The organism is Hoyosella subflava DQS3-9A1 (genome assembly GCF_000214175.1).
Classification (GTDB): Bacteria; Actinomycetota; Actinomycetes; order Mycobacteriales; family Mycobacteriaceae; genus Hoyosella; species Hoyosella subflava.
On sequence record NC_015564.1, the window covers coordinates 3,214,982 to 3,240,362 of the forward strand.

General features: G+C 63.5%; 24 protein-coding genes and 2 pseudogenes. 4 read left to right on the forward strand and 22 right to left on the reverse strand.

What is annotated here, in order from left to right; translation table 11 throughout:
• Positions 1-34 precede the first annotated feature (34 nt).
• The 8 genes and pseudogenes from smc to AS9A_RS24365 form a co-directional block, all read right to left on the reverse strand.
• Positions 35-3,670: a chromosome segregation protein SMC gene (gene smc / locus AS9A_RS15120; protein WP_013807939.1), complete on the reverse strand. Its 3,636-nt coding sequence runs from the start codon at positions 3,668-3,670 to the stop codon at positions 35-37.
• Positions 3,671-3,675: 5 nt separating this feature from the next.
• A complete protein-coding gene (locus AS9A_RS15125) occupies positions 3,676-3,945 on the reverse strand; it encodes an acylphosphatase (RefSeq protein WP_013807940.1) in 270 nt (89 codons plus the stop codon).
• A gap of 30 nt (positions 3,946-3,975) precedes the next feature.
• Entirely contained in the window at positions 3,976-5,214 is a 1,239-nt protein-coding gene (locus AS9A_RS15130) for an MFS transporter (protein ID WP_148262481.1), read from the reverse strand.
• Positions 5,207-5,728, reverse strand: coding sequence for a hypothetical protein (locus tag AS9A_RS15135; RefSeq protein ID WP_041451123.1), 522 nt, complete (start codon positions 5,726-5,728; stop codon positions 5,207-5,209). The genes AS9A_RS15130 and AS9A_RS15135 overlap by 8 nt, the downstream gene beginning before the upstream one ends.
• On the reverse strand, positions 5,728-6,216 hold the full coding sequence (locus AS9A_RS15140) for an OsmC family protein (protein ID WP_013807943.1): 489 nt from the start codon (positions 6,214-6,216) through the stop codon (positions 5,728-5,730). Before AS9A_RS15140 ends, AS9A_RS15135 begins: the two co-directional genes overlap by 1 nt.
• A gap of 34 nt (positions 6,217-6,250) precedes the next feature.
• The gene (locus AS9A_RS15145) at positions 6,251-7,717 is read right to left on the reverse strand and encodes a flavin-containing monooxygenase (RefSeq protein ID WP_013807944.1); all 1,467 of its coding nucleotides are present in this window, start codon (positions 7,715-7,717) and stop codon (positions 6,251-6,253) included.
• Between the two features lie 63 nt (positions 7,718-7,780).
• Positions 7,781-7,909 (reverse strand): annotated as a pseudogene (locus AS9A_RS23330) (zinc finger domain-containing protein); the annotation flags it as partial.
• Between the two features lie 10 nt (positions 7,910-7,919).
• Positions 7,920-8,132 (reverse strand): hypothetical protein, encoded by a 213-nt coding sequence (locus AS9A_RS24365; RefSeq protein WP_192808212.1) that lies wholly within the window; start codon positions 8,130-8,132, stop codon positions 7,920-7,922.
• 84 nt (positions 8,133-8,216) lie between these two features.
• Between AS9A_RS24365 and AS9A_RS15150 the strand changes: the two genes are divergently transcribed.
• The gene (locus AS9A_RS15150) at positions 8,217-9,212 is read left to right on the forward strand and encodes an NADP-dependent oxidoreductase (protein ID WP_013807946.1); all 996 of its coding nucleotides are present in this window, start codon (positions 8,217-8,219) and stop codon (positions 9,210-9,212) included.
• A gap of 53 nt (positions 9,213-9,265) precedes the next feature.
• Positions 9,266-9,469, forward strand: a pseudogene (locus AS9A_RS23335) (alpha/beta fold hydrolase); the annotation flags it as partial.
• 59 nt (positions 9,470-9,528) lie between these two features.
• On the opposite strand, the gene AS9A_RS15155 reads toward AS9A_RS23335, so the two are convergent.
• Together AS9A_RS15155 and AS9A_RS15160 are read right to left on the reverse strand one after the other, a co-directional pair.
• On the reverse strand, positions 9,529-9,786 hold the full coding sequence (locus AS9A_RS15155; protein WP_013807947.1) for a hypothetical protein: 258 nt from the start codon (positions 9,784-9,786) through the stop codon (positions 9,529-9,531).
• 80 nt (positions 9,787-9,866) lie between these two features.
• Positions 9,867-10,469 carry a TetR/AcrR family transcriptional regulator gene (locus AS9A_RS15160; protein WP_041451124.1) on the reverse strand — a complete coding sequence of 201 codons (603 nt, stop codon included), beginning with the start codon at positions 10,467-10,469 and terminating at the stop codon, positions 9,867-9,869.
• A gap of 132 nt (positions 10,470-10,601) precedes the next feature.
• Here AS9A_RS15160 and AS9A_RS15165 point away from each other — a divergent pair, with 132 nt between their 5' ends.
• A complete protein-coding gene (locus tag AS9A_RS15165; RefSeq protein WP_013807949.1) occupies positions 10,602-11,315 on the forward strand; it encodes an SDR family oxidoreductase in 714 nt (237 codons plus the stop codon).
• Positions 11,316-11,470: 155 nt separating this feature from the next.
• Here AS9A_RS15165 and mutM read toward each other — a convergent pair whose 3' ends face one another.
• The 10 genes from mutM to AS9A_RS15210 all read right to left on the reverse strand — a co-directional run bounded on the left by mutM (position 11,471) and on the right by AS9A_RS15210 (position 23,514).
• Positions 11,471-12,349 carry a bifunctional DNA-formamidopyrimidine glycosylase/DNA-(apurinic or apyrimidinic site) lyase gene (gene mutM, locus AS9A_RS15170; protein ID WP_013807950.1) on the reverse strand — a complete coding sequence of 293 codons (879 nt, stop codon included), beginning with the start codon at positions 12,347-12,349 and terminating at the stop codon, positions 11,471-11,473.
• An 18-nt stretch (positions 12,350-12,367) separates the two neighbouring features.
• The gene (gene rnc, locus AS9A_RS15175) at positions 12,368-13,087 is read right to left on the reverse strand and encodes a ribonuclease III (protein WP_237707825.1); all 720 of its coding nucleotides are present in this window, start codon (positions 13,085-13,087) and stop codon (positions 12,368-12,370) included.
• A 2-nt stretch (positions 13,088-13,089) separates the two neighbouring features.
• A complete protein-coding gene (rpmF, locus tag AS9A_RS23340; protein ID WP_074390847.1) occupies positions 13,090-13,275 on the reverse strand; it encodes a 50S ribosomal protein L32 in 186 nt (61 codons plus the stop codon).
• 80 nt (positions 13,276-13,355) lie between these two features.
• The gene (locus tag AS9A_RS15180) at positions 13,356-13,937 is read right to left on the reverse strand and encodes a YceD family protein (protein ID WP_085930622.1); all 582 of its coding nucleotides are present in this window, start codon (positions 13,935-13,937) and stop codon (positions 13,356-13,358) included.
• A gap of 109 nt (positions 13,938-14,046) precedes the next feature.
• Entirely contained in the window at positions 14,047-14,805 is a 759-nt protein-coding gene (locus tag AS9A_RS15185) for a DivIVA domain-containing protein (protein ID WP_013807953.1), read from the reverse strand.
• A 137-nt stretch (positions 14,806-14,942) separates the two neighbouring features.
• Entirely contained in the window at positions 14,943-15,443 is a 501-nt protein-coding gene (gene coaD / locus AS9A_RS15190; RefSeq protein WP_013807954.1) for a pantetheine-phosphate adenylyltransferase, read from the reverse strand.
• A gap of 52 nt (positions 15,444-15,495) precedes the next feature.
• On the reverse strand, positions 15,496-16,050 hold the full coding sequence (gene rsmD / locus AS9A_RS15195; RefSeq protein ID WP_013807955.1) for a 16S rRNA (guanine(966)-N(2))-methyltransferase RsmD: 555 nt from the start codon (positions 16,048-16,050) through the stop codon (positions 15,496-15,498).
• Entirely contained in the window at positions 16,047-19,448 is a 3,402-nt protein-coding gene (locus AS9A_RS15200; protein ID WP_013807956.1) for a pyruvate carboxylase, read from the reverse strand. Before AS9A_RS15200 ends, rsmD begins: the two co-directional genes overlap by 4 nt.
• A 154-nt stretch (positions 19,449-19,602) precedes the next feature.
• A complete protein-coding gene (recG, locus tag AS9A_RS15205; RefSeq protein ID WP_013807957.1) occupies positions 19,603-21,840 on the reverse strand; it encodes an ATP-dependent DNA helicase RecG in 2,238 nt (745 codons plus the stop codon).
• 6 nt (positions 21,841-21,846) lie between these two features.
• Positions 21,847-23,514 carry a DAK2 domain-containing protein gene (locus tag AS9A_RS15210; protein WP_013807958.1) on the reverse strand — a complete coding sequence of 556 codons (1,668 nt, stop codon included), beginning with the start codon at positions 23,512-23,514 and terminating at the stop codon, positions 21,847-21,849.
• A gap of 219 nt (positions 23,515-23,733) precedes the next feature.
• On the opposite strand from AS9A_RS15210, the gene rpmB reads away from it, so the two are divergent.
• A complete protein-coding gene (rpmB, locus tag AS9A_RS15215; RefSeq protein WP_013807959.1) occupies positions 23,734-23,925 on the forward strand; it encodes a 50S ribosomal protein L28 in 192 nt (63 codons plus the stop codon).
• 144 nt (positions 23,926-24,069) lie between these two features.
• Here rpmB and AS9A_RS15220 read toward each other — a convergent pair whose 3' ends face one another.
• Positions 24,070-24,747 (reverse strand): uracil-DNA glycosylase, encoded by a 678-nt coding sequence (locus tag AS9A_RS15220; RefSeq protein ID WP_013807960.1) that lies wholly within the window; start codon positions 24,745-24,747, stop codon positions 24,070-24,072.
• 71 nt (positions 24,748-24,818) lie between these two features.
• A complete protein-coding gene (locus AS9A_RS15225) occupies positions 24,819-25,373 on the reverse strand; it encodes a hypothetical protein (RefSeq protein ID WP_013807961.1) in 555 nt (184 codons plus the stop codon).
• Positions 25,374-25,381 lie beyond the last annotated feature (8 nt).

Sequence of the window (25,381 nt, forward strand, 5' to 3'; positions counted from 1 at the left end):
GCCGCCGCCGAATTGTGTCGTGACCGCGCATGGTCTACCCAGCAGCTGCGGCCGGAACGGCGTCGAGGTTCTGGCTGCCCCCGAGATTCTGTCCACGCAATCGTTGCGAGATCACCGCAGTGATACCGTCGCCGCGCATGCTCACTCCGTAGAGAGCGTCGGCGACTTCCATCGTTGGTTTCTGGTGTGTGATGACGATCAGCTGTGACGTCGCGCGCAACTCTTCGAAGAGCTTGATCAGACGCCGCAGGTTGGTGTCGTCCAGGGCAGCTTCGACTTCGTCCATCACATAGAACGGCGACGGGCGGGCCCGGAAAATCGCGACGAGCATCGCGACCGCGGTTAGTGACTTTTCACCCCCTGAGAGGAGTGACAGCCGCTTCACCTTCTTGCCGGGCGGGCGCGCTTCAACTTCGATACCGGTGGTCAGCATGTCCTCGGGAGCTGTCAGGACCAGACGCCCGTCACCGCCAGGGAAGAGTGTTGCGAACACGGTGCGGAACTCGCGCTCCACGTCCTCATACGCCTCGGTGAAGAGCTGCAAAATGCGATTGTCGACGTCTGCGACAACTCCAAGTAAGTCCCTGCGCGCCGACCGCACATCCTCGAGCTGGGTGGAAAGAAAGTTGTACCGCTCTTCGAGCGCGGCGAATTCCTCAAGCGCGAGCGGATTGACCTTACCGAGAGTTGCGAGATCCCGTTCCGCTGCCTTGAGACGCCGCTGCTGAGCGGCACGATCAAAGGGCATCGGCTGTGGCGCGCTGACCTGCTCTCCGCGGTCTCTCGCTTGTTCGTACTCCTGCATTTCGAGCGGGGACGGCGGGAGCGCGACGTGCGGGCCATACTCATCGATCAGGTTTTCCGCAGCGACGCCGAACTGCTCGAGCGCCGCCTCTTCAAGTTGTTCCATCCGCAGTGCTGCTTCCGCGCGTGCCACTTCGTCGCGGTGTACGGCATCTGTCAGCCGCGCCAGTTCGGACGACAAGTTCTGTACGCGGCCACGAACTGAGTGCAGGGCGGCGACGTGTTCGTCCCGGGCGCGCGCGAGCATGTCACGCTTCGCTGCCGCCTGCGCCACCGCGCTGGTCAGGCGGGCCGCAACGAGCTCACCCGACTCCGCGACCGCTGCAGCGACTTGGGCCGCCGCGCGGCGCGCGCGCTGGGCGGACTCCGCGCGGGCCCGCGCGTCACGTTCAGCCTTAGCGGCGCGGCGCAAACTGTCCGCTTTACCGCGAACTGCGCCAGCTCTCTCCTCCGCCGTACGTACCGCAAGCCGTGCCTCAACCTCAGCTGAACGGGCCGCAGCGAGCGAACGTGCTGCGCCCTCGCGCCGCTCACTCGTTCCATCCTCGGTCGGCTGCTCGTCCCCCTCGCTTTGCGCGCGCCGCAACCGCGACTCATGGTCAGTCAGCGCGGCCAGCAGCTCCGCGTGTTCTGATTCCGTCCGCACACGCTGCTGTGTCAGATTCTCATGCTTGGCGGCCATCACTCGCACCTCGTGGCCGTAGCGCGCCAGCTCTTCCTGGACCTGCGCTATCTCGGCGTCGGAGGTGGTGAGCGACGAAAACGTCTCCGTCGCCGCGGTCCGACGGGCATCATGCTCGTCGACGGCACCAGCGAGAGCGGCACCGAGTTCCTCGGCGGTATGCCGAGACGCGATCAGACGGGACGTCAGTGTTTCGATCTCGGCCTGCACTTCAAGAGCTGAGGGGCCACGCCCAGTACCGCCCTCGATCCACCCTGCTCCGACCAGCTCACCGTCGATGGTCACGAACCGAACCGAGGGCATGGCCGTCGCCGCGGCGGTAGCGACGCTGAGGTCAGTGGCGATCGCCACGCCCCGAAGCCGACTGCGGACCGCGGTACGGATCCGTGCATCTGCCTCGAGACGGTCTTCGGCCCAGACCACGCCTGCGGGCAGAACTGGACGCTCAATGTCCGCCGCGCCGGTGTTGTCAGCTTCATCCGGTCCTGCGACCGCGACGACCGTGCGTGCGCCGCCCTCCTGACGGAGCGCCTCGATGGCGGATTCCGCCGCCTCACCGGAGTCGCTGATCACACCGTCAGCGGCAAGCCCCAGCGCTGCGGCGATCGCAGCTTCGCAGCCCTCGGCGGGCCGGATGAGATCGCTGATGCGCCCGCTGATTCCGGGTTGCTGCAGTAGGAACTCCGCCCCGTCACTGCGGTTCAGCCCAGCCGAGAGCGTATCGATACGCGCCTGGAGTGATACGACATCGTGGCCGGCGGCGCGTTCAGCCTCCCGCAGTTCGGTCACGCGCCGATTCGCTTTGTCGAGCGCCGCAGCAGCGCGCTCATACTGCTGGTCGAGTTTCGCCTCTGTCTGCTCGAGGTCAGCCAGTTTGCTCTGAGCCGCCTCGTGCGCAGCTTCTACTTCCTGCTGACGCTCGACCGCAGACGCGATCCGGTCGTCGAGTCGCGCAATCTCGCTGTCGAAGGATTCCGCACGCGTCCGGAGATTCTCGACCTTGCCTGCGAGACGAGCCAGACCTTCCCGCCGGTCTGCGACGGCACGAACGGCGGCGAGATGCTCGCGTTCCGCGTCCGTCGCCTCACTTTCGCAGTGAGCGAGTTCGTCGCGCACGGTTTCGAGGGCGGCTGCAGCCATCTCCACAGCCTCGGCCAGTTCCGCCTCCTGCGCCGCGATCCTCTCGGCTTGCGACTCAAGCGCATCGGGATCCTGACCGCGATGCTCGACTGCCGCTGTTTCGAGGTGACGCGCACGTTCGCGCGCGACCTGTGTCGTCGCGCTGACGCGTTCCGCGGTCGCCGACAGCCGGAACCACACCTGAGATGCCTCGTCGGCTTGCGGTCCGAGAGTTTCCGCGCCTGCGGTTAGTGAGCGTTCTTCCCGCCGGACCGCATCGAGTTCTGCACGCACCCTCTCGGCCTGCTCACGCGCACGTTGTTCATTGAGTTGCTGATCATGCAGCTCAGATCGCCGCTGGACGAGATCGTTGGCAGCGAGGCGCAGCTTCGCGTCGCGTAACTCCGCCTGGATCACCTGGGCGCGGCGGGCGACATCGGCCTGGCGGGCAAGTGGCTTGAGCTGTCGGCGCAGTTCAGTCGTGAGGTCGCTGAGGCGCGCGAGGTTTGCCTGCATCGCGTCGAGCTTACGGAGCGCCTTCTCCTTGCGGCGCCGGTGCTTCAGCACCCCCGCTGCCTCTTCCACGTAGGCGCGGAGATCGTCGGGACGCGATTCGAGGATTTGCGCGAGCTGACCCTGGCCCACAATGACGTGCATTTCGCGCCCGATGCCGGAGTCGCTCAGCAACTCCTGAATATCCATCAGGCGGCAGCTCGACCCGTTGATCTCGTACTCGCTTGCGCCATCCCGGAAGACACGGCGGGTGACGGAGACTTCCGTGTAGTCGATTGGCAGTGCGCCATCCGTGTTGTCGATCGTGAGCGTGACTTCCGCGCGGCCGAGCGCCTGCCGTCCGACTGTGCCCGCGAAGATGACGTCGTCCATCTTGCCGCCGCGCAGTGCTTTCGCGCCCTGCTCACCCATCACCCATGCGAGGGCATCGACCACATTAGACTTCCCAGAGCCGTTGGGTCCGACGACGCATGTAATGCCCGGCTCGAACTTCAGCGTTGTGGCGGAAGCGAATGACTTGAACCCCTTGAGTGTGAGCGATTTGAGGTGCACCCGCGCTACCGCTCCTCGAACCCTGAAAGTTCACCGCGCGCGTCTTCCCAGCTTTCCACCACGAGCGTCACCTTGCCGGGCGTCTCACCAGAGTTCAGCAGTGCAAGCAGTTTCTCGCATTGGTCTCGCGGCCCCTCTGCGACAACATGCACCCGTCCATCACGATGATTCGTGGCGTGCCCCGAAAGGCCTAGTTCCAGTGCGCGGGACCGGGTCCACCATCGGAAACCCACGCCCTGCACCGTGCCGTGCACCCACGCTGTCAGTCGAACCACGCCTTCAGTATCACGCGGTTCACCGGGAATTCAGCGAGATATTGGGGCGTGTTGCTCGCGGCCGTGTACGTCTCGCTTCCGTTGGCCCCCCTTTGCGGGACCTGCGGTGGGCATCCACAGCGCGAGAATGACCACGACCACAGCGAGACCGACGGGCAGCAGCATCGCGTTCTGAATGCCAACTACCGCGATGAGCGACCCGATGATCGCAGGTCCGATGAGGAAAGCCGTGTAGCCAAACCCTACGACCACAGCGAGGGTGCGACCGCCACCGAGGTGCCCAGCCACCGCATAGATCTGCGGGTTGATGATGCCGACACCCAGGCCGACAACCAGCCAGGCGGCCAGCACCACAGGCAGGTCGTCACTGATGACCGTCACGGTGAAACCTGCAGCTGCGACTATCGCGCCGCCCCGCACAATGGCCGTGCGGCCGAATCGCGCGCACAGGGGGTCACCGGACAGCCGGACTATGATCATCGCTCCACTTACGCACACAACTCCGAGTGCGCCGATACCTGGTGACACGTTGGTGACGTCGGTGACGTGTATCGAGGACCAGTCCATCGCGGTCCCCTCGGTCATCCCAAAACACAGGGCAATGATGCCGAGCAGCCAGGCAGCCGCCGGGATCCGCCGTGGGCCGCTCATCGATGCGGTGGTCACCTGAGACTGTGGAAGACGTTTCGCGACAGCCATCGTTCCTGCAACCGCGATGACGACGCTGGCGAGGCTCGAAACAACGATGACCGCTCGCAGGCCGCCGGTGAGCACCGCAGAGGCAAGGACGATGCCCGCTCCAGCCAGCGCCCCGATCGAGAAGAACGCGTGAAAAAGGCTCATCGTAGGGCGCTTGTGCCGTGCCTCCACATGCACGCCGACTGCGTTCATGGCGACGTCCATCATCCCGTTGCCGACGCCGAAAACGGCTGCGGCCGCAACCAGAACACCGTATGACGGCGCGGCCGCCACCGCACACATCCCGATCGCCATCACGGGGACGGCCGCAAGAGTGATCTTCTTAGCACCCCGACGGTCCGCCCAGCGGCCAGCGATCTGCATCGCGATCACCGCGCAGATGCCCGCAACCATCAGCAGCACGGCAATCCCGCGCGCATCGGTGCGGAAATGATCGCGAAGTGACGGCAACAGGCCTGCCCACACACCGATGAACAGACCATTCACCGCGAAGATGGCACAGACCCGCAGCCGTGACACCCGGACCTCATCGAGCTCGCGAGCTACGCCTGGATCTGCAGAACTACTCATCCTTGTCGACGATAATTCGCGGGAGGCGCAGCGGCGTCAAACCGCCAGCTTTGATCGTCACGCTGGGAACGCGCACCTCAGGCAGACGCACCTTCCCGATTCGCGACTCCGGGATGGTAAAGGACGGAAAGTTCAACTCCTCGAACCGCACCGTCGAGATGCGAATCGGCGAGATGCGAACGGAGGGAATGCGGAACCCTGACACGCGCACTGGCTCGGTCTTGATGGGCGGCACGCTCACGCCCGGGATTCGCACACCGGTGAAGTCCACGGCAGGGGTTCGAACCTCAGGGGTCGTGAAATGTCGTGCCGTCACCCGTTTCGTCGTCACACGCTTGGTGAAAGCTGGCTGGCTCGCAGCCCGCTGCCCCGCCCCGCGAATCCGCGCCGCGCTCCGGTTGCCCAGCTCACCGATTGACGTGCGTAACTCCCGGGGACGGAAGGCATCCGTCCGCCGGGAACTGGGCTTCCGGGACCTCCGCTGAGAATCCCGACCGAGCTTGCCTGCTCCCATCACGACTCTCCCTCGATAACAAGCCGCACCTGTGTTCCAGCTTTAAGCGTGCGGCCCACCGTGCAGGTGCGATCGATCGCACGCTCCACCACAAGCATGAGCCGCTCCTGTGCATTAGCGTCGAGTTCACTCAAGTCGAGCTCGAGGACCTCGTCGAGAACTGGATACACCTCGTTTTCCCGGTCAGGCGCCCCTGAAACGTAGAACTTCGCATCGTAGGTTTCGCCAAGACGGCGTGACAGCGGCTGGTCTGACGCGAGGCCCGAACACGCGGCTAGCGCGATCTTCAGCAGCTCCCCGGGGGTAAAAGCGCCCTCGTCAGAAACGGAGCCGACCTGCACTTGCGCTCCACGCGAACTACGGCCGGTGTAGCGGCGGACGCCGGTGCGTTCCACCCACAGGCGCGTGTCACCAGGGTTCGGGTTCGTCTTCTCTGTCTCGTGAAGGGCTGCCTCGTCAAAGGGGTGAGCCGTCTGCTCGAACGTCATAGCCGTAATAATCCCACCGACGGCCGCTGTATTCCTAGTTCGCGTAGGGGATGGTGTCGTAGTTCTCCATGTCGAACCGGCTGAGACGCTTACGCATGAGGGTTGTTGACCATGGCCACGCGGCGAAGTTCTTGCCATTTTCGTCGAGGTAATAACTCGCGCATCCACCGTGATTGAAAACCGTATGCTGCAGCGCCTCCTGGATTTCGTCGTTGAACTGCCGCAACGTCGACTCCTTGAGGCTCAGCACCTCGACTCCATTGCTGTCCGCTTTCTTGATCGCGTCGACGACGTAGTTCATTTGGTCTTCGGCGATACCCAGGAAAGAGTTGTAAACGAGCAAGTTCGGGCCTAGCAGTACGAATCCATTTGGTACGTTCCGCGTCGTTGTGCCGAGATACGCTTCGGGGCTCGCGTTCCAGAACTCGGACAGCATGTGGCCATCGGAGCCACGTACGCGCCGCGCGATCGGAGGGTGGCTGACGTCAAAACCGGTCCCGAAAATGATGACGTCAACTTCACGCTTCGTCCCATCCGCGCCGGTGACCGTACTCGGCCCCACCTCGCTGAGGGCGTGCGGGATAACTTCAACATTCGGCTTTTCCAGCGCGGGATAGAACTCGTTCGAAAGCAGAAGTCGCTTGCAGCCCAGCGTGAAGTCAGGTGTGAGTACCCGCCGCAGCTCTGGGTCCTTCACTTGTGCGCGGAGCATCGCTCTCCCGATTACGTTCAGCCGCCGTGCAGCGGACTCGTGCCGCATCGCGAGCGTGAGCAACCGGAGAACGCCGTCCAGTCCTGTGCGCAGTCCCTGCTGGGTTTTCGGCACTTTGCCGAAGAGGGCCTTCAAAGCGGCGGGAACGGGCATGTCAAGTCGTGGAACCACCCATGATGCCGTGCGCTGAAAGAGGTGCAGCTGGGCTACGTCTGGCTGGATCTCCGGCACGAATTGGACCGCCGAGGCCCCTGTCCCGATAACGGCAACGCGCTTGCCCGCAAGATCAAGGTCGTGATTCCAGCGTGCCGAATGAAACACCTCGCCAGCGAAGTCAGATAAACCGGGCACAGTCGGGAGTTTCGGCTCGGTGATCGGTCCTGCCGCGAAGACCGCGAACTGGGAAACGAACTGTCCGTTCGACGTGTTGAACACCCAGCGCCGCCGGTCCGCATGCCATACCGCTTCCTTCATTTCCGTACTGAACCGGATCTTGCGGTAGACACCGAACTTCTCCGCTGTCTCTTCGATGTAATCCAGAATGTCGGGTTGCAGCGCAAATGTTGAAGTCCAGCGCGGGTTCGGATTGAACGTAAAGGAGTACACGTTCGATGGGATGTCACACCCACAGCCGGGATACGTGTTGTCACGCCACGTTCCACCGACCCGGTCGGCTTTCTCGAGAACGACAACGTCGTCGATTCCCGCTCTTTCCAGTTTGATCGCCGCCGCGATACCGGCGAGCCCCGCACCGACCACTACCACCCGAAACTCTTCGGGGTCCGACATACCGATCCTCCTGTGTCCCGTTCGCGCAGCGGCTGCGCACCCGAGACACAGTGTCTCACTTGATTAGAGGTGTGGGCGGCGGAACGCCCGTGGACGCGGCTGGCACCGAGGACATGAGTACGACGACCTGTTCATGAACGACTCACGGCGAATCGGTGCGCCGCATCTCAAACACGGTTCACCTTCCCTGCCGGATTCGCCGTCAAACCGTCTGGGTACTGCAGCGGTGACGTTCCGCCGCGGCGCCGTCGATCCACTCATCTTCGGGCATCATGCGTGCTCCAGTTCTCTCCAGCTGCCCAGAGTAGGACTCGATCACCATCGCACCGCAGGCCACGCCGCGCTCTCGCTGACCCATCGCGCCGGGGTGCGCCTCCATACGTCCTGTCTTGACGCGATTTCTGAGTTTCCTCATTTGTGAGTATACTCATCAAAAAGATGTGAAGCAGCCGGTTTCGCAATCGCCTCCATAGACAGATCCATAGGAGACAGAGCAATCATGCAAGCGTTCGTGTTCGACAAGTACAAGCATCCACTCCGCGAGACGGAGGTGCCCGAACCTACCGTGGGCGACCGCGACGTGCTCGTGCGCGTCGCGGCTGCGGGAGTGAACCCACTGGACGAGAAGATCCGAGACGGAGAGTTCAAGGCAATCCTGCCCTACAAGACCCCCCTCGTCCTCGGGCATGACGTCGCCGGCACCGTCATCCGCACCGGTGCGAGCGTCACCGAGTTCAAGCCAGGCGACCAGGTGTTCGCCCGGCCCCGGGACGGCCGGATCGGGACGATCGCCGAACGCATCGCGATCGATGAAGCCGACCTCGCCCTCGCCCCCGCCACGATCAGCCCCGTCGAGGCGGCATCCCTGCCGCTGGTGGCGTTGACCGCCTGGCAGGCGCTCGTCGTCAAGGGCGACGTGCAGCCCGGCCAGAAGGTCCTCATCCACGCCGGGGCCGGCGGCGTCGGGTCGATCACGATCCAGCTCGCCAAGCACCTCGGCGCTCAGGTGGCGACCACGGCCTCGGGGAAGAACGCCGACTTCGTCCGCGACCTCGGGGCGGACGTCGTGATCGACTACCGCACCCACGACTTCGAGACCGAGCTCTCCGGATACGACCTGGTCCTGGACAGCCTCGGAGGCGAGAACCTCGCCAAATCCCTGCGCGTCCTGCGCCCGGGCGGCAAGGCGATCGGGATCTCCGGCCCGCCCGACCCGGCCTTCGCGAAGGCGGCGGGCCTGAACCCGGTACTGCGCCTGGCGGTCACCGCGATGAGCGCGAAGATCCGCCGACGAGCGAAGAAGCTCGGCGTGGGCTACGAGTTCCTCTTCATGACCGCCAGCGGCGACCAGCTGCGGCAGATCGCCGCCCTCGTCGACAACGGCATCCTTCGCCCGGTGGTCGGAAAGACGTTCTCGTTCGACCAGACCCCGCAGGCGCTCGACGCCCTGGCCAAGGGAGGTCTCCGCGGCAAGGCCGTCATCACCGGCCCCTGACTCCACCTCAGCCATTTCGACGAACGACCGAAGGAACCACCAACTAAAGCACTATCGACGAACCCGTCACCACCTCGTACGCGAAAGCCCCCACGAAGACCCTCACCGCGGGAGGCGTCTCGTACGCCTACCGCGAGCTCGGCCCCCAGGGCGGGATCCCCGTGGTCTTCTTCGTGCACCTGGCCGCGACGGTGGACAACTGGGACCCGCGCATCGTCGACGCCATCGCGCAGACCCGTCAAGTGAACACGTTCGACCAGCACTGACAAGCCCCGGTAGGCGGGCATGCACTGGTGGAAGGGACCGTACTCGGGCATCATCTCCGCGACCCCGGGGCCTGTTCGAGTGCCGCCAGATCCACCTCGCCGAGAACAACGCCGGCCGGCCGCGCATAGACCGCGCTGGCATTCGAGGACGAGGTGAGCTCACCGCGGCCGGCGAGGAGCTGAAGGTCGTCATGATCGCCATGCAGCAGTGGAGCGAAGCACACGTCCCCCAGACTCAGTGTCCTCGCGTACGGCCCCTCACCGTCGACACCGGCGAGCGTGTTCGCGCCAGTCCTGTCGACCCCCACGGCGAAACTGTCTCAGAGAGACGTAGCCTTCGTCCGAATGAACGCCGCGACCGTATCCCCCTGAGAGCGCCGGGGCGGGGTCAGCGGGGAAGGATCGCCGCAACCTGGGCGCGAATGCTCGCGAGAAGCTCGGGGATGCTCAATTCCGCATTCACACTGGCAGCCAGGACCAGGAACATGATCGCCACGACCACCCCCGCCAGCGTGGAGGCCTCGACGGCGGAGAGATGCGCCTTGTCGGCCAGGATGCCAGCGACGACCTCCTCGGTCCGCCCGACGATCGACAGCGCCTCGGCGTGGTGCGGCTCGCTCGGGTCTCCGAAGACTATCTCGCGGAGATAGGTGCGACCGTTGTCGACCTGCACGCGGTTGCACTGCGTGATCTGCTCGACCAGCACCATCACCCCGTCCAGCGCGGTCGTCGCATCAACTGCCGCCGCCTGGCCGCGCTCGAGCGCGGCGGTGTAGTGAGTGTTCTGCACCAGGAGCAGCAGCTCACCCTTGGTCTTCGCATACAGGAACAGGGTGCCGGTGCCAATGTCTGCCGCGTCGGCGATCTGCTGCGTCGTGACCTCGTCCACCCCGTGCTGTGCGAACAGCTCGCTCGCGGCCGCGGTGATGCGCTCGAGCTTGGCCTGCTTGTTCCTCTCGCGCCGCCCGAGCGGCTGTGACGCCACTGACATCGGTCTCCTTCTGGAATAAACTATGACTAGTCTCAGTTCTGAGTATAGTCACTGTCGCGTGGGTTCGGATTCGCCTCGGCTCATACTCCCACGACGGAGCGCGGCCACAGATCCAGAAGAAGGAACATACACATGACCTCATTCAGCGGAGCCGTCGTCCTCGTCACTGGTGCGAACGGAGGCATCGGCACCCACTTCGTCCGCGAAGCCGTCGCCCGCGGTGCCGCGAAGGTGTACGCCACCGCACGCAATCCTCGCGACTGGGACGACGAGCGCATCGTGCCACTCACTCTCGACGTCACCGACGCCGCCTCCATCCAGGCGGCGGTCGACGCCGCCCCGGACGTGACGGTGCTGATCAACAACGCCGGCGCGTCCGTGTCCAGCTCGGGCATCCTCGCCCACACCGACGAGGAGATCCGCCGCAACGTCGAGACTAACTTCCTCGGCCCGTTGTTCCTCGGCCGCGCCTATGCGCCGATCCTGTCGGCCAAGGGCGGGAACACGGCGATCATCGACATCCACTCGGCCCTCTCCTGGTACGCGGTCGCGGGGATCTACTCGGCCACCAAGGCGGCGCTGTGGTCCGCGACGAACTCCCTGCGACTCGAACTCCAGCCGGCAGGCGTGCAGGTCGTCGGCGTGCATGTCGGCTGGGTCGACACACCGATGGCCGCCGGCACCACCGACCCGAAGCTCGACCCCGCCGTCCTCGTCAGCAAGGTGTTCGATGCGATCGAGGCCGGCGAGCACGAGGTCCTCGCCGACGACACGTCCGTCCAGGCCAAGGCCGGGCTCTCGGCACCGCTCGAGGCCGTCTATCCTCAGCTGGCCGGCGGCAGGTAGCCGAACCCGTGCGGGAGGCCGCTGCGGTCAGCCGACGGCAGCGGCATCCGGGACACCCCGCCACCGGGTACGCATAGACGTACAGCGGGTCGAAGCAGCACCTCCGGGAGCTCAGCCTGATTGCCTTTCTCAGTCTCCACGGGCACCGCCTACCACTAGCGTTTTCGCTGGCAGATCGGGCAAAAATGGCTTGAGCGGTTCGTGAACTTTTCCCGTACGATCGGGGTGCCGCAGCGCTCACACGGATGGCCCTCAAGCCCATAGACTCTCAGACTCCGGTCAAAAAATCCCGACTGACCATTGACGTTGACGTACAACGCGTCAAACGACGTCCCCCCTTGTGCGAGCGCCTCGATCATGACCTCTCGCGCGGCGAACAGAATCGTTCTGATTTTCGCGCGTGAGAGCGAACGAGCTGACCGGTTGCCGTGGATACCCGCACGCCAGAGGGCCTCATCGGCGTAAATATTGCCCACCCCGGAAATCACCGACTGGTCGAGCAGAATCCGCTTGATTTCACTCGGCTTGCGCCGGATTACCTCTATTACCGCCCGCTCATCGAACAGCGGGTCCAGCGGATCCCGCGCGATGTGGACGATCGGTTGAGGCAGCAATTCCCCGGCGGAATCAGGTACTGCTGGCACCAGAGGAGCGACCAGCCACCCCCCGAATGTTCGCTGGTCGACGAAGCGCAGATGGGTTCCGCCATCAAGAGTGACGACAATTCGCGCGTGCGGCTCCATCGGCGCGTCCGCAGCCTGTACCAGCATCTGACCACTCATACCGAGGTGCACCAGTACTGAATCAGCAGCTTCGTCCGGATTTTTTTCAGCAAGCGTGAGCCACAGATACTTGCCGCGCCGGAACGCTCCACTGAAGGCGCGTCCCGCCAAGCGGCCCGCTAAATCCGCAGGCCCCGCAGCGTGACGGCGGACCGCCCGTGGATGGCGGACCTCAACGGATTCGATCTGCTGCCTGAGCGCGTGCGATTCCAGTCCGCGGCGAACGACCTCGACTTCGGGGAGTTCAGGCATCGGAGTCAGCGTCCGCGATCAAGAGTCAGAGGAAAGGTGACGCCAGGCCGCGCCCGCAGCCTTCTGTTCCGCTTCCTTTTTGGTGCGCCCAGTACCGGAGCCCAGGTCCTCACCCGCGACTATCACAGTCGCCGTGAACTCTTTGTCATGATCGGGGCCCTTGGCGGCAACCTCGTACGCGGGGACACCCAGGCCACGCTCGGCCGTGAGTTCCTGCAGGCTCGTCTTCCAGTCCAGCCCGGCCCCCAGACGGGGACCACGTTCGAGGAGACCTTTGAACAAAGTGAGCACAACGCCGCGCGCGACATCGAGTCCGTGCTCGAGATACACAGCCCCGAGCAGCGACTCCATACCGTCAGCGAGGATGCTCGCTTTGTCCCGGCCGCCCGTCATTTCCTCGCCCTTACCAAGCAAGAAATACTCGCCGAGCCCACCGTGCCCTAAGCCACGTGCGACCTCAGCGAGGGCATGCATATTCACCACGCTTGACCGAATCTTCGCGAGCTCACCCTCCGGCTTATCGGGGTGAGTCCGGTACAGGTGTTCGGTGATCGTGAGACCCAGGACAGAATCCCCGAGGAACTCGAGCCGCTCGTTGGTGGGCAGGCCACCGTTCTCGTAGGCGTAGGAACGGTGAGTGAGAGCGAGCGTAAGCAAATCCTCGCCCAGTCTGACACCGAGCGCAGCGAGCAGAGACTCGCGGCTCTGCTCGCTAGTCAGTGCAGCACCGTCAGCCACGATCAAACCGAAGCAGCCGTAACCTGACGTCCCCGGTACGTGCCGCACGACGGGCATGCGGTGTGAGGCAGTGTCTTCTGCCCGCACGCGCGGTTCGGGCAGGTGATGAGCGCAGGCGCAGTGGCTTTCCACTGGCTGCGGCGCGACCTCGTGTTGGATCGCGACATCCGGCGCTTGGGAACGGCCACGACTAACTCTCCTTGGCAATCGATCGGTAGCTGCATACATGCTGGTAGAAGCAGTGGTGCTCCCCAGCTGCCTGGCGGAACTATGCTTCTGGACGCTCGGCGGCAGGAAACTTGTCCGCCAAAGCAGCCCAGCGAGGATCTAGTATCGCATGACTGTGCCCAGAATCCGCAATCGCGAGGGGAACGCCGCATTCCGAGCACAGCCCGGGGCAGTCTTCGTCGCACACTGGCTGCAACGGAAGAGACAATCCGATCGTATCCGTGACGACGGGTTCAAGGTCGATGAGTTCATCTTCGATCCGGTAGATCTCATCCTCATCCGTGGTCTCCGAGGTGGCGCTGCCCGGGTAAGCGAACAGTTCCGTGATCGAAACCTCTACCGGTTCTTCGAAATCTTCGAGGCACCGCACACACTCGCCCGTAGCAGTCCCGTCGATGGTCCCGGAAACGAGCACACCTTCCGAGACGGCCTCGAGACGAAGATCCATCTCAAGGAGCTCACCTGCCGGGATGCCGATCATCTCGAGCCCCACGCGGGTCTTCAATGCGACGCTGCGGTGTTCCTCACGCATCGTGCCAGGACTCCGGCCGAGCGTCCGGACATCCAGCACAAACGGCGAATCCCGCATTGGGCGCGCCGAACCATGCCGGGAAGTCTTCACGTGATCACACTCCGATTGATGCTGCGGGTTAAACGACCTATCAGTCTACCGCCAATGTGGAGTGCCAATCACCAGGGCTGTTGGAGGCCACCCTTGCTGCGACCAGAGCTCAGCGACGCCTCGCGGGGCGCTCCTCAGGGGCGAACTGCGGCGGCGGACCAGCATCGCGCAGACGCTGGCGACCGCGGTGAACGGAGCGGATAGTCCCGTTGAGGAACTCCTCGAACTCAGCTAGTTTCGCGTCGACATACTGGTCGCATTCGCCGCGAAGCCGTTCCGACTCTGCGTGTGCGGCATCAACCACCCGATTCGCTTCAGCCTGCGACGCATGCACAACCTCAGACTCCGACACGAGCCGCTGCTGCTCGGCCACGCCCTCACTGACTGCTCGCTCGTACGCGGCATTCCCGGATTCGATCAACCGGTTGGCTTCGGTGCGAGCACGCGCCGTCATGGCCTCGAACTCCCGCTGGCCGCCGGTGATCGTGCGATCTGCCTCAGCCTGCGCTTCAGTGACCACCTGTTCCGCGTGCGCTTTGGCTTCCGCGACCATCCTGTCCGCCTGCGCCTTCGCGTCGCGAAGCATCCGGTCAGCATCTTCGCGAGCATTGGTGATGGTGGTTTCCGCCTCGGAGGACGCTGCACCGACAGTGTGCTCCGCGCTGTCCCGCGCGTCGTTGATCAGCTTGTCGCGGTGGTCCAGCACATCCTGGGCGTCATCGAGTTCACTCGGTATCGCCTCGCGGATGTCGTCCAGGAGGTCAAGAACGTCGCCGCGCGGCACAATACAGCCAGCGGTCATCGGCACGCCGCGCGCCTCTTCGACGATCGCTACTAGCTCATCAAGAGCGCCGAATACCCGATACACCGCTACCCCATATCCTCAAAATGTGTTCCGCAGCCAGTTTGCCTGGCTATCCCGTCTACCGCATCTACTCGCACGGTGTGTCGCCGCGCGCCTCGCCCATGACATACCTGGAGGCACATCCTTGCCGGACATCGAGGTCAGGGATTTCCGCTCTCCCTTTTCCGTTCGGCAATCCGCTCCGTCAGTCGTCGATAGACGACTGGAGGGAGCAAATGGGACACGTCGCCACCGTAGGTGGCGACTTCCTTCGCCAGCGAACTCGACAAGAAGCTGTACAGCGGATTGGTGGCTGTGAAGAACGTGTCCACCCCGGAGAGCTCTTTGTTCATTTGTGCCATCTGCAGCTCGTACTCGAAGTCGCTGACAGCCCGCAGGCCCTTGACGATTGCGTTCAGGTCATTGTTCTTCGCATAGTCGACCAACAGGCCCTGCCACGAGTCCACCGTGACGTTGGGCAGGTGAGATGTCACCTCTCGGAGCAGATCCAGCCGCTCCTCCACCGTGAACATCCCCCGCTTGTTTGGATTGACGAGGACTGCCACGACAACCCGGTCAAAGTGGGCTGAGGCGCGCTCAATCACGTCAAGGTGACCATTGGTGACCGGGTCGAACGAGCCCGGGCAGATCGCTCCGCTCATGGTGCTGACGTTAACAGGCGCCCGGGTCCTGTGCTCGCCCGGAATGGCCGACTTACTGGTACTGCGCGATGTCGATGCGGGTTTCGCCGTATTTTCGCGACGTGATCGCCTCGAAGTCCTCCGGCCACGTCGTCAGCGGTGAGCGTGATGACCGTTCTATGACGACCAGAGCGTCCGGCGCAAGCCACTGTTTCCGTACCAGAAGCGTCAACATGTGCGCTACTGCGCCGTCGTCGACCGTGTAGGGCGGATCGGCAAATACTAGCGAGAAGCGGTGCGCTGGCTCTCTGCCTAGGGTCGCAGTGACGTCCCCCTTGATCACTTCAGCGCCGGGCAGCCGTACCGTCTGGATATTGTCCTTGATCACGCCTACGGCACGTGCGCCGGATTCCACGAATACCGCGACAGCAGCGCCGCGGGACAGTGATTCGAGACCGAGCGCGCCTGAGCCCGCATACAGGTCCAGGACGCGGAGGCCGCCAAAATCGATGCGTGAGGAAAGTGCGCTGAACAGCGCCTCGCGCACCCGATCGGTCGTTGGCCGCGTTCCTTTCGGCGGCACGCGGAGCCGGATACCACCGGCTCCGCCCGCGATAATTCGTGTCACTCTGACTTTGCGGACTCAATGACCGCGATCAGATCTCCACCTTCCACTTGCTGAACAGGACTAATCGCCACACGCTTGACGGTGCCCGACTTCTGCGCGGTGATCGAAGCTTCCATCTTCATCGCCTCGATGGTCGCGATGGTGTGGCCCGCCTTTACCGACTCCCCTTCGGATACCGACACAGTGACGACGCCGGCGAACGGGGCGGGAAGGTGATCAGGGTTGTTCTTGTCAGCTTTCTCCGATGACGGCACTTCACTCGCTACCGACAGGTCGCGCACCTTGACTGGACGCAACTGTCCGTTGATGGTGCACATCACCGTGCGCATGCCGCGCTCATCAGGTTCGGAGATCGCTTCGAGCCCGAAAAGCAGTGTGACACCGGGCTCGAGGCTGACCTGGTTTTCCTCGCCATGACGCAGGCCATAGAAGAACTGCCCACTCGACAGCAAGGAGGTGTCGCCGTATTCGTCGCGATGCTCACGGAACTCGCGTGCTGGCACTGGGAAGAGCAGCCGGTTCAGCGTGGCGCGACGAGCCTTGGCGTCATCGCCATGCAGCAGCGCTTCATCCTCGGACGACAGCTCAGGCGCGGGCTTCGCGGGAGATCGCCCTTCCAGCGCCTTCGTACGGAACGGCTCGGGCCACCCGCCGGGCGGATCGCCCAGCTCACCCCTCAGGAACCCGATAACCGAGTCGGGGACGTCGAAGGAGCCGGGATCATTCTTGAACTGGTCGATCGATACATCCGCGCCCACGAGGTGCAGCGCCAGGTCTCCAACGACTTTCGACGATGGAGTCACCTTGACGAGGCGGCCTAGGAGCCGGTCAGCCGCCGCGTACGCCTCCTCGATCTGTTCGAACCGGTCACCGAGGCCCAGTGCGATTGCCTGCTGCCGCAAGTTCGACAGCTGACCACCGGGAATCTCGTGCTTATACACGCGGCCCGTCGGTGACGGGAGGCCAGACTCGAAGGGCTTGTAGACCTTGCGGACGGCCTCCCAGTACGGTTCGAGATCGCAGACAGCATCCAGATCGATACCCGTGTCACGCTCGGTGTTGCGCGCCGCCGCGACGATCGCGGAGAGAGCCGGCTGACTGGTGGTGCCCGCGAGGGACGCAGCGGCCCCGTCGACAGCGTCCGCACCGGCCTGCCACGCAGCCAGATAGGTAGCGAGCTGGCCGCCGGGAGTGTCATGGGTGTGAACGTGAACGGGCAGATCGAAGTTTGACCGCAATGCCGAAACGAGCTTCTCCGCAGCAGGAGCTCGAAGCAGACCGGCCATGTCTTTGATCGCGATGATGTGGGCCCCTGCTTCTACCGCCTCTTCCGCAAGACGCAGGTAGTAGTCGAGCGTGTAGAGATTCTCGCCCGGGTCAGCAAGGTCCCCGGTGTAGCTGAGCGCGACTTCCGCGATCGCCGTGCCTGTTTCACGCACCGCGTCGATCGCGGGACGCATCTGGTCAACGTTGTTGAGCGCGTCGAAGATTCGGAAGATGTCGATCCCTGTTCGCGTCGCCTCGTCGACGAATGAGCGTGTCACTGACTCGGGATACGGCGTGTAACCGACCGTGTTGCGCCCACGCAGCAGCATCTGGATGCAGATGTTCGGAATCGCCTCCCGTAGCTTCGCCAGCCGTTCCCACGGATCTTCGTGCAGGAAGCGCAGCGCGACGTCGTATGTGGCTCCGCCCCACGCCTCGATGCTGAACAGCTCAGGTGTCAGCCGCGCGACGTGGTCAGCGACCCCAAGCAGGTCACGCGTCCGGATACGGGTGGCGAGCAACGACTGATGTGCGTCGCGGAATGTTGTCTCCGTAACCGCGAGCGCTTTCTGCTCGCGCAGCGCGGTCGCGAAACCCTCTGGACCGAGGTGCAGAAGCCGCTGCCGGGATCCATCCGGGATCGCGGTTTCTCTGTCGAGCTCCGGCAGTTTGGTGCGCGGGTCGATCCGGACCGGGCGTTCACCGTGTGGCTTGTTCACCGTTACGTCGGCGAGATAGCGCAGCATTCGCGTACCGCGGTCGGCGGGGGTGTGAAGAGTCAACAGGTGCGGACGTTCCTCGATGAACGAGGTGGTCACATTGCCCGCCCGGAAGTCTGGGTCGTCGAGCAGTCCCTGAAGGAACGGGATGTTCGTGGCGACACCACGGATGCGGAACTCCGCTAGCGCACGTCGCGCGCGGCGTACAGCAGTCCCAAAATCACGTCCCCGGCAGGTGAGCTTGACGAGCATCGAGTCGAAGTAGGCGCCAACCTCGGCGCCGAGCATCGTTCCCCCATCAAGGCGGACACCGGCACCGCCTGGGGTCCGGTATCCCGTGACGCGGCCAGTATCGGGCCGGAAACCATTCGCTGGGTCCTCGGTCGTGATCCGGCATTGCATGGCCGCGCCGCGCAGCACCACCGAATCCTGGGAGAGGCCCAGGTCCGCGAGGGTCTCGCCGCTCGCGATGCGCAGCTGCGACTGCACCAGATCGACGTCGGTCACTTCTTCAGTCACAGTGTGCTCGACCTGGATGCGCGGGTTCATCTCGATGAAAACGTGCTTGCCGCGCTCGTCCAGCAGGAACTCAACAGTGCCCGCGCAGGAGTAGCCAATCTCCTTCGCGAACGCCACCGCGTCCGCGCAGATCTGGTCCCGAAGTTCAGCAGGCAGGTTCGGTGCCGGGGCCAGTTCGACGACCTTCTGATGGCGGCGCTGTACCGAACAGTCACGCTCGAACAGGTGGATGACGTTCCCCGCCTCGTCCGCGAGGATCTGAACCTCGATGTGGCGGGGATTGACTACAGCCTGCTCGAGGAAGACCGTAGCGTCACCGAAAGCCGACTCAGCTTCACGCTGCGCCTGTTCGATGGCTTCCCTGAGCTGCGGCCGGGAGTCAACCCGCCGCATGCCACGTCCGCCACCACCCGCCACAGCTTTCACGAAGATTGGAAACTCCATGTCGTCTGCCGCGGCAAGCAGGGTGTCGATATCACTTCCGGGTTCCGAGGATGCCAGCACCGGTAGACCAGCAGCTCGGGCAGCTGCGATCGCGCGCGCTTTGTTCCCGGCAAGTTCAAGCACCTCAACCGGCGGGCCGACAAACTTGATGCCTTCTTCAGCACACGCAGTCGCAAGGTCAGGATTCTCTGAGAGGAAGCCATAACCGGGGTAGATCGCGTCGGCACCAGCGTGCTTCGCGGCCTGGATGATTTCGTCGACTGAAAGGTAGGCCCGCACCGGATGGCCTGGCTCACCGATCTGGTAACTTTCGTCCGCCTTGAGCCGGTGCACAGAGTTGCGGTCCTCATACGGAAAGACGGCGACGGTGCCTGCGCCGAGTTCGTAGGAAGCCCTGAAGGCCCTGATTGCGATCTCGCCCCGGTTAGCGACGAGCACTTTCGAAAACATTCTTTCGCCTCTTTCCGTTGCGGGAGGTGACTCTGGCGCCCGCTGACTCACTGCACTTTTTCAATTGTGGACTCCGGCACGATACTAGGCCGCAACCGCACCACCGTAAGGCGCTATTCCGTCTGATATTCAAGGATGGGCACGGCGCCGGGCCTCAGGTCATGTCGAGATAGTCGATTCCAGCACCGTCGCCTATCGCGTTGACCATCGCGGCGAGCTGCGGTGCTCGAGCAAGCTCGGGGTCGTCCGTGACCATTGCATCTGCGATGTCGCGAGCCTTCTCGATCACAGCCCCGTGGTCGAGAAGAGAAAGCAGTTTGAGGCTGCTCCGCGTACCGGACTGAGCAGACCCCAGAACATCACCTTCGCGTCGCTGCTGAAGGTCCAGTTCCGCGAGCCGGAAGCCGTCGGTAGTAGCCGCCACGGCACTCAATCGATGCAAAGCAGAGGATCCCTCCGCCGCCTCACTCATCAGAATGCACAATCCCGCGTGCGCACCACGGCCAACCCTGCCACGCAGCTGGTGCAGCTGACTGACGCCGAACCGGTCTGCGTCCACAATAGCCATGACTGTGGCGTTCGGCACATCCACCCCCACCTCGATCACCGTTGTACACACTAGGACATCGATCTCACCTGCTGAGAAATCACGCATCACGCGGTCCTTTTCATCTGCGGGCAGACGCCCATGCAGAAGCCCGACACGCAACTCCGCGAGCGGACCCGAACGCAGATAGCCGAACATGTCGACAACAGCTGTGGTCGACGGGGCCTCGCTGCCGTTTCCCGCAGACCCGCTCTCGTCGTCACCAATGCGGGAACACACCACATAGGCTTGTCTGCCTTGCGCGGCTTCTTCCACAATCCGCTCCCACACTCGCGGGAGCCATTTGCGTGACGCTGACAACGCCAGCACCTTGGTACTGATTGGGCTGCGGCCGCGGGGAAGCTCACGCAAGGTGATGACCTCCAGTGCTCCGAACACTGTCATCGCGATCGTCCGCGGAATAGGCGTTGCCGTCATCACCAGCATGTGCGGTGTCTTCCCGGCCTGGGCTTTCCCGCGCAGATGGTCCCGCTGCTCCACGCCGAACCGGTGCTGTTCATCAATCACCACCAGCCCCAGGTTGAAGAACTCGACAGTGTCCTGAATGAGAGCGTGGGTGCCGATGACGAGGCCCGCGTCGCCCGTGACGATCTTCAGCAGCGCGGTCTTACGCTGCGAAACGGTCATGGACCCGGTCAGCAGGACGACACCCGTCGCGTAGTCATCCGCGCCTAGTTCCCCGCCCTGCCCAAGCGCGCCAAGCATCGACCGTAACGAGCGATAATGCTGGGTGGCAAGCACTTCGGTGGGCGCCAAGAGCGCACACTGATAGCCAGCATCAATCGCCTGGAGCATCGCACGCAACGCGACGATCGTCTTACCTGAACCCACCTCACCCTGCAGCAGCACGTTCATCGGTGCGGGCTGCGCGATTCTCTCCGCGATGGTTTCACCCGCCGCCCGCTGCCCTCCGGTAAGCGTGAAGGGGAGGTTCGTGTCGAAACGCGCGGCGATTCCCTCCGCTTTTGCGGTCATCGGAGGCGCGGATCGCCGGGATTCCGTGACCCGCTGCTGGGCCAGAATCAGCTGCATCAGCAATGCTTCGTCGAAACGCAGGCGGTCCTGCGCATTTCGGAAGTCCGCTTCCGAGTCAGGGAGGTGGATCAGCCGGATCGCCTGGTCGTACGAAAGCAGCTGATTCTGAGTGACAACCCCTTCGGGGAGCATTTCGGGAAGGGGCGCAAGCTGGTCCAGCACGATTCGGACGCAGCTCCAGATCTCCCAGCTCTGAATGTTCTTCGTCGAGGGGTAGATGGGGATTATGTCCCGCAACAGATCGGATTCGATGTCGCTGTCCGCTTTCTGTGCTGCCCTGGCCAGCTCAGCAAGCTGGCCGCTACCGCGCACGCTCTCAGCGTCTGCGGTCTCTCGCAGCTCGAGGTAACTCGGATGGGTGAGCTGCATGTTTTTGCGAAAGAAGCCGACGGTGCCGGAGAACATCATCTTCTTCCCGGGCTTCATGACGTGCCTGAGAACCTTGGGGTTGAAGAACGTCGCTTCGAGTTGCTGTGTGTCAGCGTGCAGCGTCACCTTCAAGAAGCTGCCCTTCTTGGGAGGTTTCATGCGGATCTCGTCCACGCGAGCGATCGTCGCGACCACCGTGATGTGGTCGCCCGCTTGTGCTTCGTCTTCGCCGAGGGGCATGCCGCCGCGCGCGTAGCGGCGCGGATAGTGCTGGAGAAGGTGGGCAACGCTAGTGATCCCGAACTCGTTCTCGAGTTTGGCCGATACCCCGCGTCCGAGCAGCCCGTCCAGCCGGTCCGTGAGAGATACTGCTGCCTCCACGATCAGCTACTCCACACCGATCTGCAGGATGTCATCATCTTGGCCGCCGGGATAAACCATGAGGTCGATACCGGGGTGCACTTTTTTGATGTGCTTCTCCAGCGAATCTGCAAGGTATGTTCTAGCCCCATCCTGGCCCGCAAGCACGGTGACAAGCTCGCCGCCCGCCGCAAGCATGAGATCTGCGAGTTGTGCGGTCGCGACGGCCAGATCTTCGTTGATGACCAGCACTTCGTGACCTACGAGACCGAGACAATCTCCTGGTTCGCAGACGCCGGCCATCGTCAGTGCGCGAGTGTCCGCTCTGCGCACCGAGCCCCACCGCGTTGCTGCTGCAGCGGCAGCCATGGCATAAGAATCATCGGAAGCCACCCGCGAGGGGTCGTGTACCGCGAGCGCGGCGAGGCCCTGCACCATGCTGGAGGTCGGAAGCAGCACTGCTGGGTGGCCTAACTGACGTGCCTGCGTACTTACCGCCACGAGTTCCTCGGCCTTGATCAGACCGTTCGGCAGCACAAAGACCTCATCGGCACGCAGAGCGAGGATCGCATCGAGCAGTTCCTGTGGCGATGCCATCCCTCCGGTGCGCAAGACGGTGGCGCCCTCGCTTTCGAAAAGTTCCGCGGCGTCACCTCCCGTCACCAGCGCCAGGACCATGCGGACCAGCGGCCTAGTAGGTGTCGCAGCAAACGACACTTGCTGATCGGGCGCGAACGCGGTGATCCGGATGTCGCGCGGCTTTCCCGCAGCGAGCCCCACCTCTATCGCTGCGCCCGGATCAGCGCTATGCACATGTACCGACCAGACACCGGACCCGTCACCCACGACGACTACTGAATCACCTAGGTCTGACAATTTCTCACGCAACGCATCGGCGGCGGGGTCCGAACTTCCGTCGAGCAGGTACATGACCTCGTACTCCGCGTCTCCAGTGGCGTACTCGTGGATGTGCTCGACCGGTCGTGCGTCAGTCGCAGGAGCGATCGCGGATGCGGAGGGTGTGGTGTCCCCGACCGTCGCCCGAACAGTGAAACGAGGCCGCTGCGGTTCGTCGCCTGTCACGACTCCGACGAGCGCATCGAGGATGACCACCAGTCCGAGTCCGCCTGCGTCAACTACACCGGCCTGACTGAGGACCGACAGCTGGCCTGGAGTCTGTTCCAGCGCGGATGCCGCACCATCCGCTGCCGCCCGCGTGACGTCAGCGAGTGCGCACTCGTCACTCGCACGTGCCGCCTGCGCGGCACCCCGCAGCACCGTAACGACAGTCCCCTCCACCACGTTGAACAGCGACTTGCTCACGAGATCGAGAGCTGCCTCCAATGCATCCTTCAAGACGTTGCCGTCGATGGAGCGTTCCGAGGAGGCCTCAGCTACACCCCTCAGGACTTGGGAAAGAATCACTCCCGAGTTCCCGCGCGCGCCGGCCACAGCGCCCCGCGCCAGGGCGGTAGCGAGATCCTGGACTGTCGGTTCAGCGCCCCCGTTGGCCTGCTCCGCAGCGCGCAGCGCCGCGGCCATGGTGAAATGCAGATTTGTGCCGGTATCTGAATCGGCGATCGGGAAGACATTGAGCACGTTGATCTCATCCCGGCGACGTTCCAGTCCACTCACACACGCCGCCGCCCAGCGCAGCAACGCGTGCGCATCGAGTGTTGTGAGCTCATCTGCCACCGCGTCCCGCCCTCCCCTTCACAGATTCGTTGGCACGCCTGCTGAGAGACTATCCTGACGAGTGGACGACAGCAGGTAACGCCGTTTCGCGCCGGTTTGGTCAATACGCGATAAACCCGGTACGCTTGCACGGTTGCCTAAGCAGGGCGGTGCTGATTTGTGTGCTCAGCCGGCTTGGCAAAAAGACACGTGTCACCACTAACGAGGAGTTCGACGACCATGGCTGCCGTTTGCGATGTCTGTGGCAAGGGACCTGGCTTCGGTAAGTCAGTCTCACACTCGCACGTGCGTACCAGCCGTCGCTGGGACCCGAACATCCAGACCGTTCGCGCCGAAGTTGCCCCCGGCAACCGGAAGCGGATCAACGCCTGCACCTCGTGCATCAAGGCAGGTAAGGTCGTTCGCGCCTAATACGCACTTTCTAGACCACAAATCCCCGGAATGTCACATGACCTTTCGGGGATTTTTGCGTTTTGAATGAGTACTTCAGCCCACACCAGCAACGGGACATCCGCACCAGTCGTGTCCCGTGCGGATGTCCGGTTGCTGGTGTGGCTACGGCAAACGCCAGTCGATTGGCTCCGCGCCTAGATCGAGAAGTTCCTCGTTCGCGCGGCTGAAGGGCTTCGAGCCGAAGAACCCCCGTGAGGCGGACAGCGGGGACGGATGCGCCGATTCGATAGTGGGCACATCCTCGAGCATCGGCTTCAGGCTCATCGCATCGCGGCCCCACAAGATAGCCACCATGGGCTCATGGCGGTCAACGAGTGCACGGATCGCTTGCTCAGTCACCGCTTCCCAGCCTTTTCCCCGATGTGAAGCAGGATCGCCCGGACGGACCGTCAGCACTCTGTTCAACAGCAGCACGCCACTTTTCGACCAGGGGGTGAGATCGCCTGAGGTGGGTGGAGGGTAACCCAGGTCGGCGCAATACTCCTTGTAAATGTTTGTGAGGCTTTTTGGAAGCGGGCGCACTTCCGGCGCCACAGAGAAGCTCAACCCGATTGCATGGCCGGGGGTCGGATATGGATCCTGCCCCACGATCAGCACCCTCACCTCTGCGAACGGCTGCTGGAACGCGCGCAGCACATTCTGTCCGCTCGGAAGATATCCGCGGCCAGCAGCGTTCTCGGCGCGTAAGAACTCCCCGATGTCGGCAATATTCTGCGTGACCGGGGCGAGTGCGTCAGCCCACCCTGCTTCCACTACTTCGTGCAACGGTCGTGGCGCCATTGGGCTGTGAAACTCCTCGTTCCGGCAGTTGAGTGCGTTCCGATACTACGCTCCGTCACGCGTAGCAACGCTCAAGCAGACCCGCGCTTCTCAATCGCGCGGGCGATCGCAGCGGCCAACTTCGCGGGATTGGCGGAACCGATGAACAAAGTTTCACCACGAGTAAGTTCCACTCGCACGCCCTGCGCCCGCACTAAGCCTGGCCGCATCACGTACAGGTAGCGCCCACCCTTGGCTGCGCTCAGTCCCCATATATGCCATCCCCAGAACTCTCGACTCATGAGAGAGTTGTAGACGCTCACCTCGCAGCGGGAGATCTCACCGAGCGAAACATCCTTGTACGTCATCCGGCGCGGGAGCAAACTGAACCGGGCGGGGTGGATCCGCAAGTGAAGCCCGGTTGAGTCAACCGAGGTAACCAGTCTCATCCGGAGGTGCAGCACCGCCAATGGGAGAAATACCGCCGCGAGCAGAACGCCGCAGAAGAGCGCACCCGCGAACTCCCCTACGGCAACGAACGCCACGATCAAAGCGCCCAGACCAGCCACGGTGAGCAGCGGAATCGAGGTGATCCACAGGGGAAACCGCTGCACCTCATGGAAGTGTCTAAGGCTGGTGGCGCTCATGGCCCCTA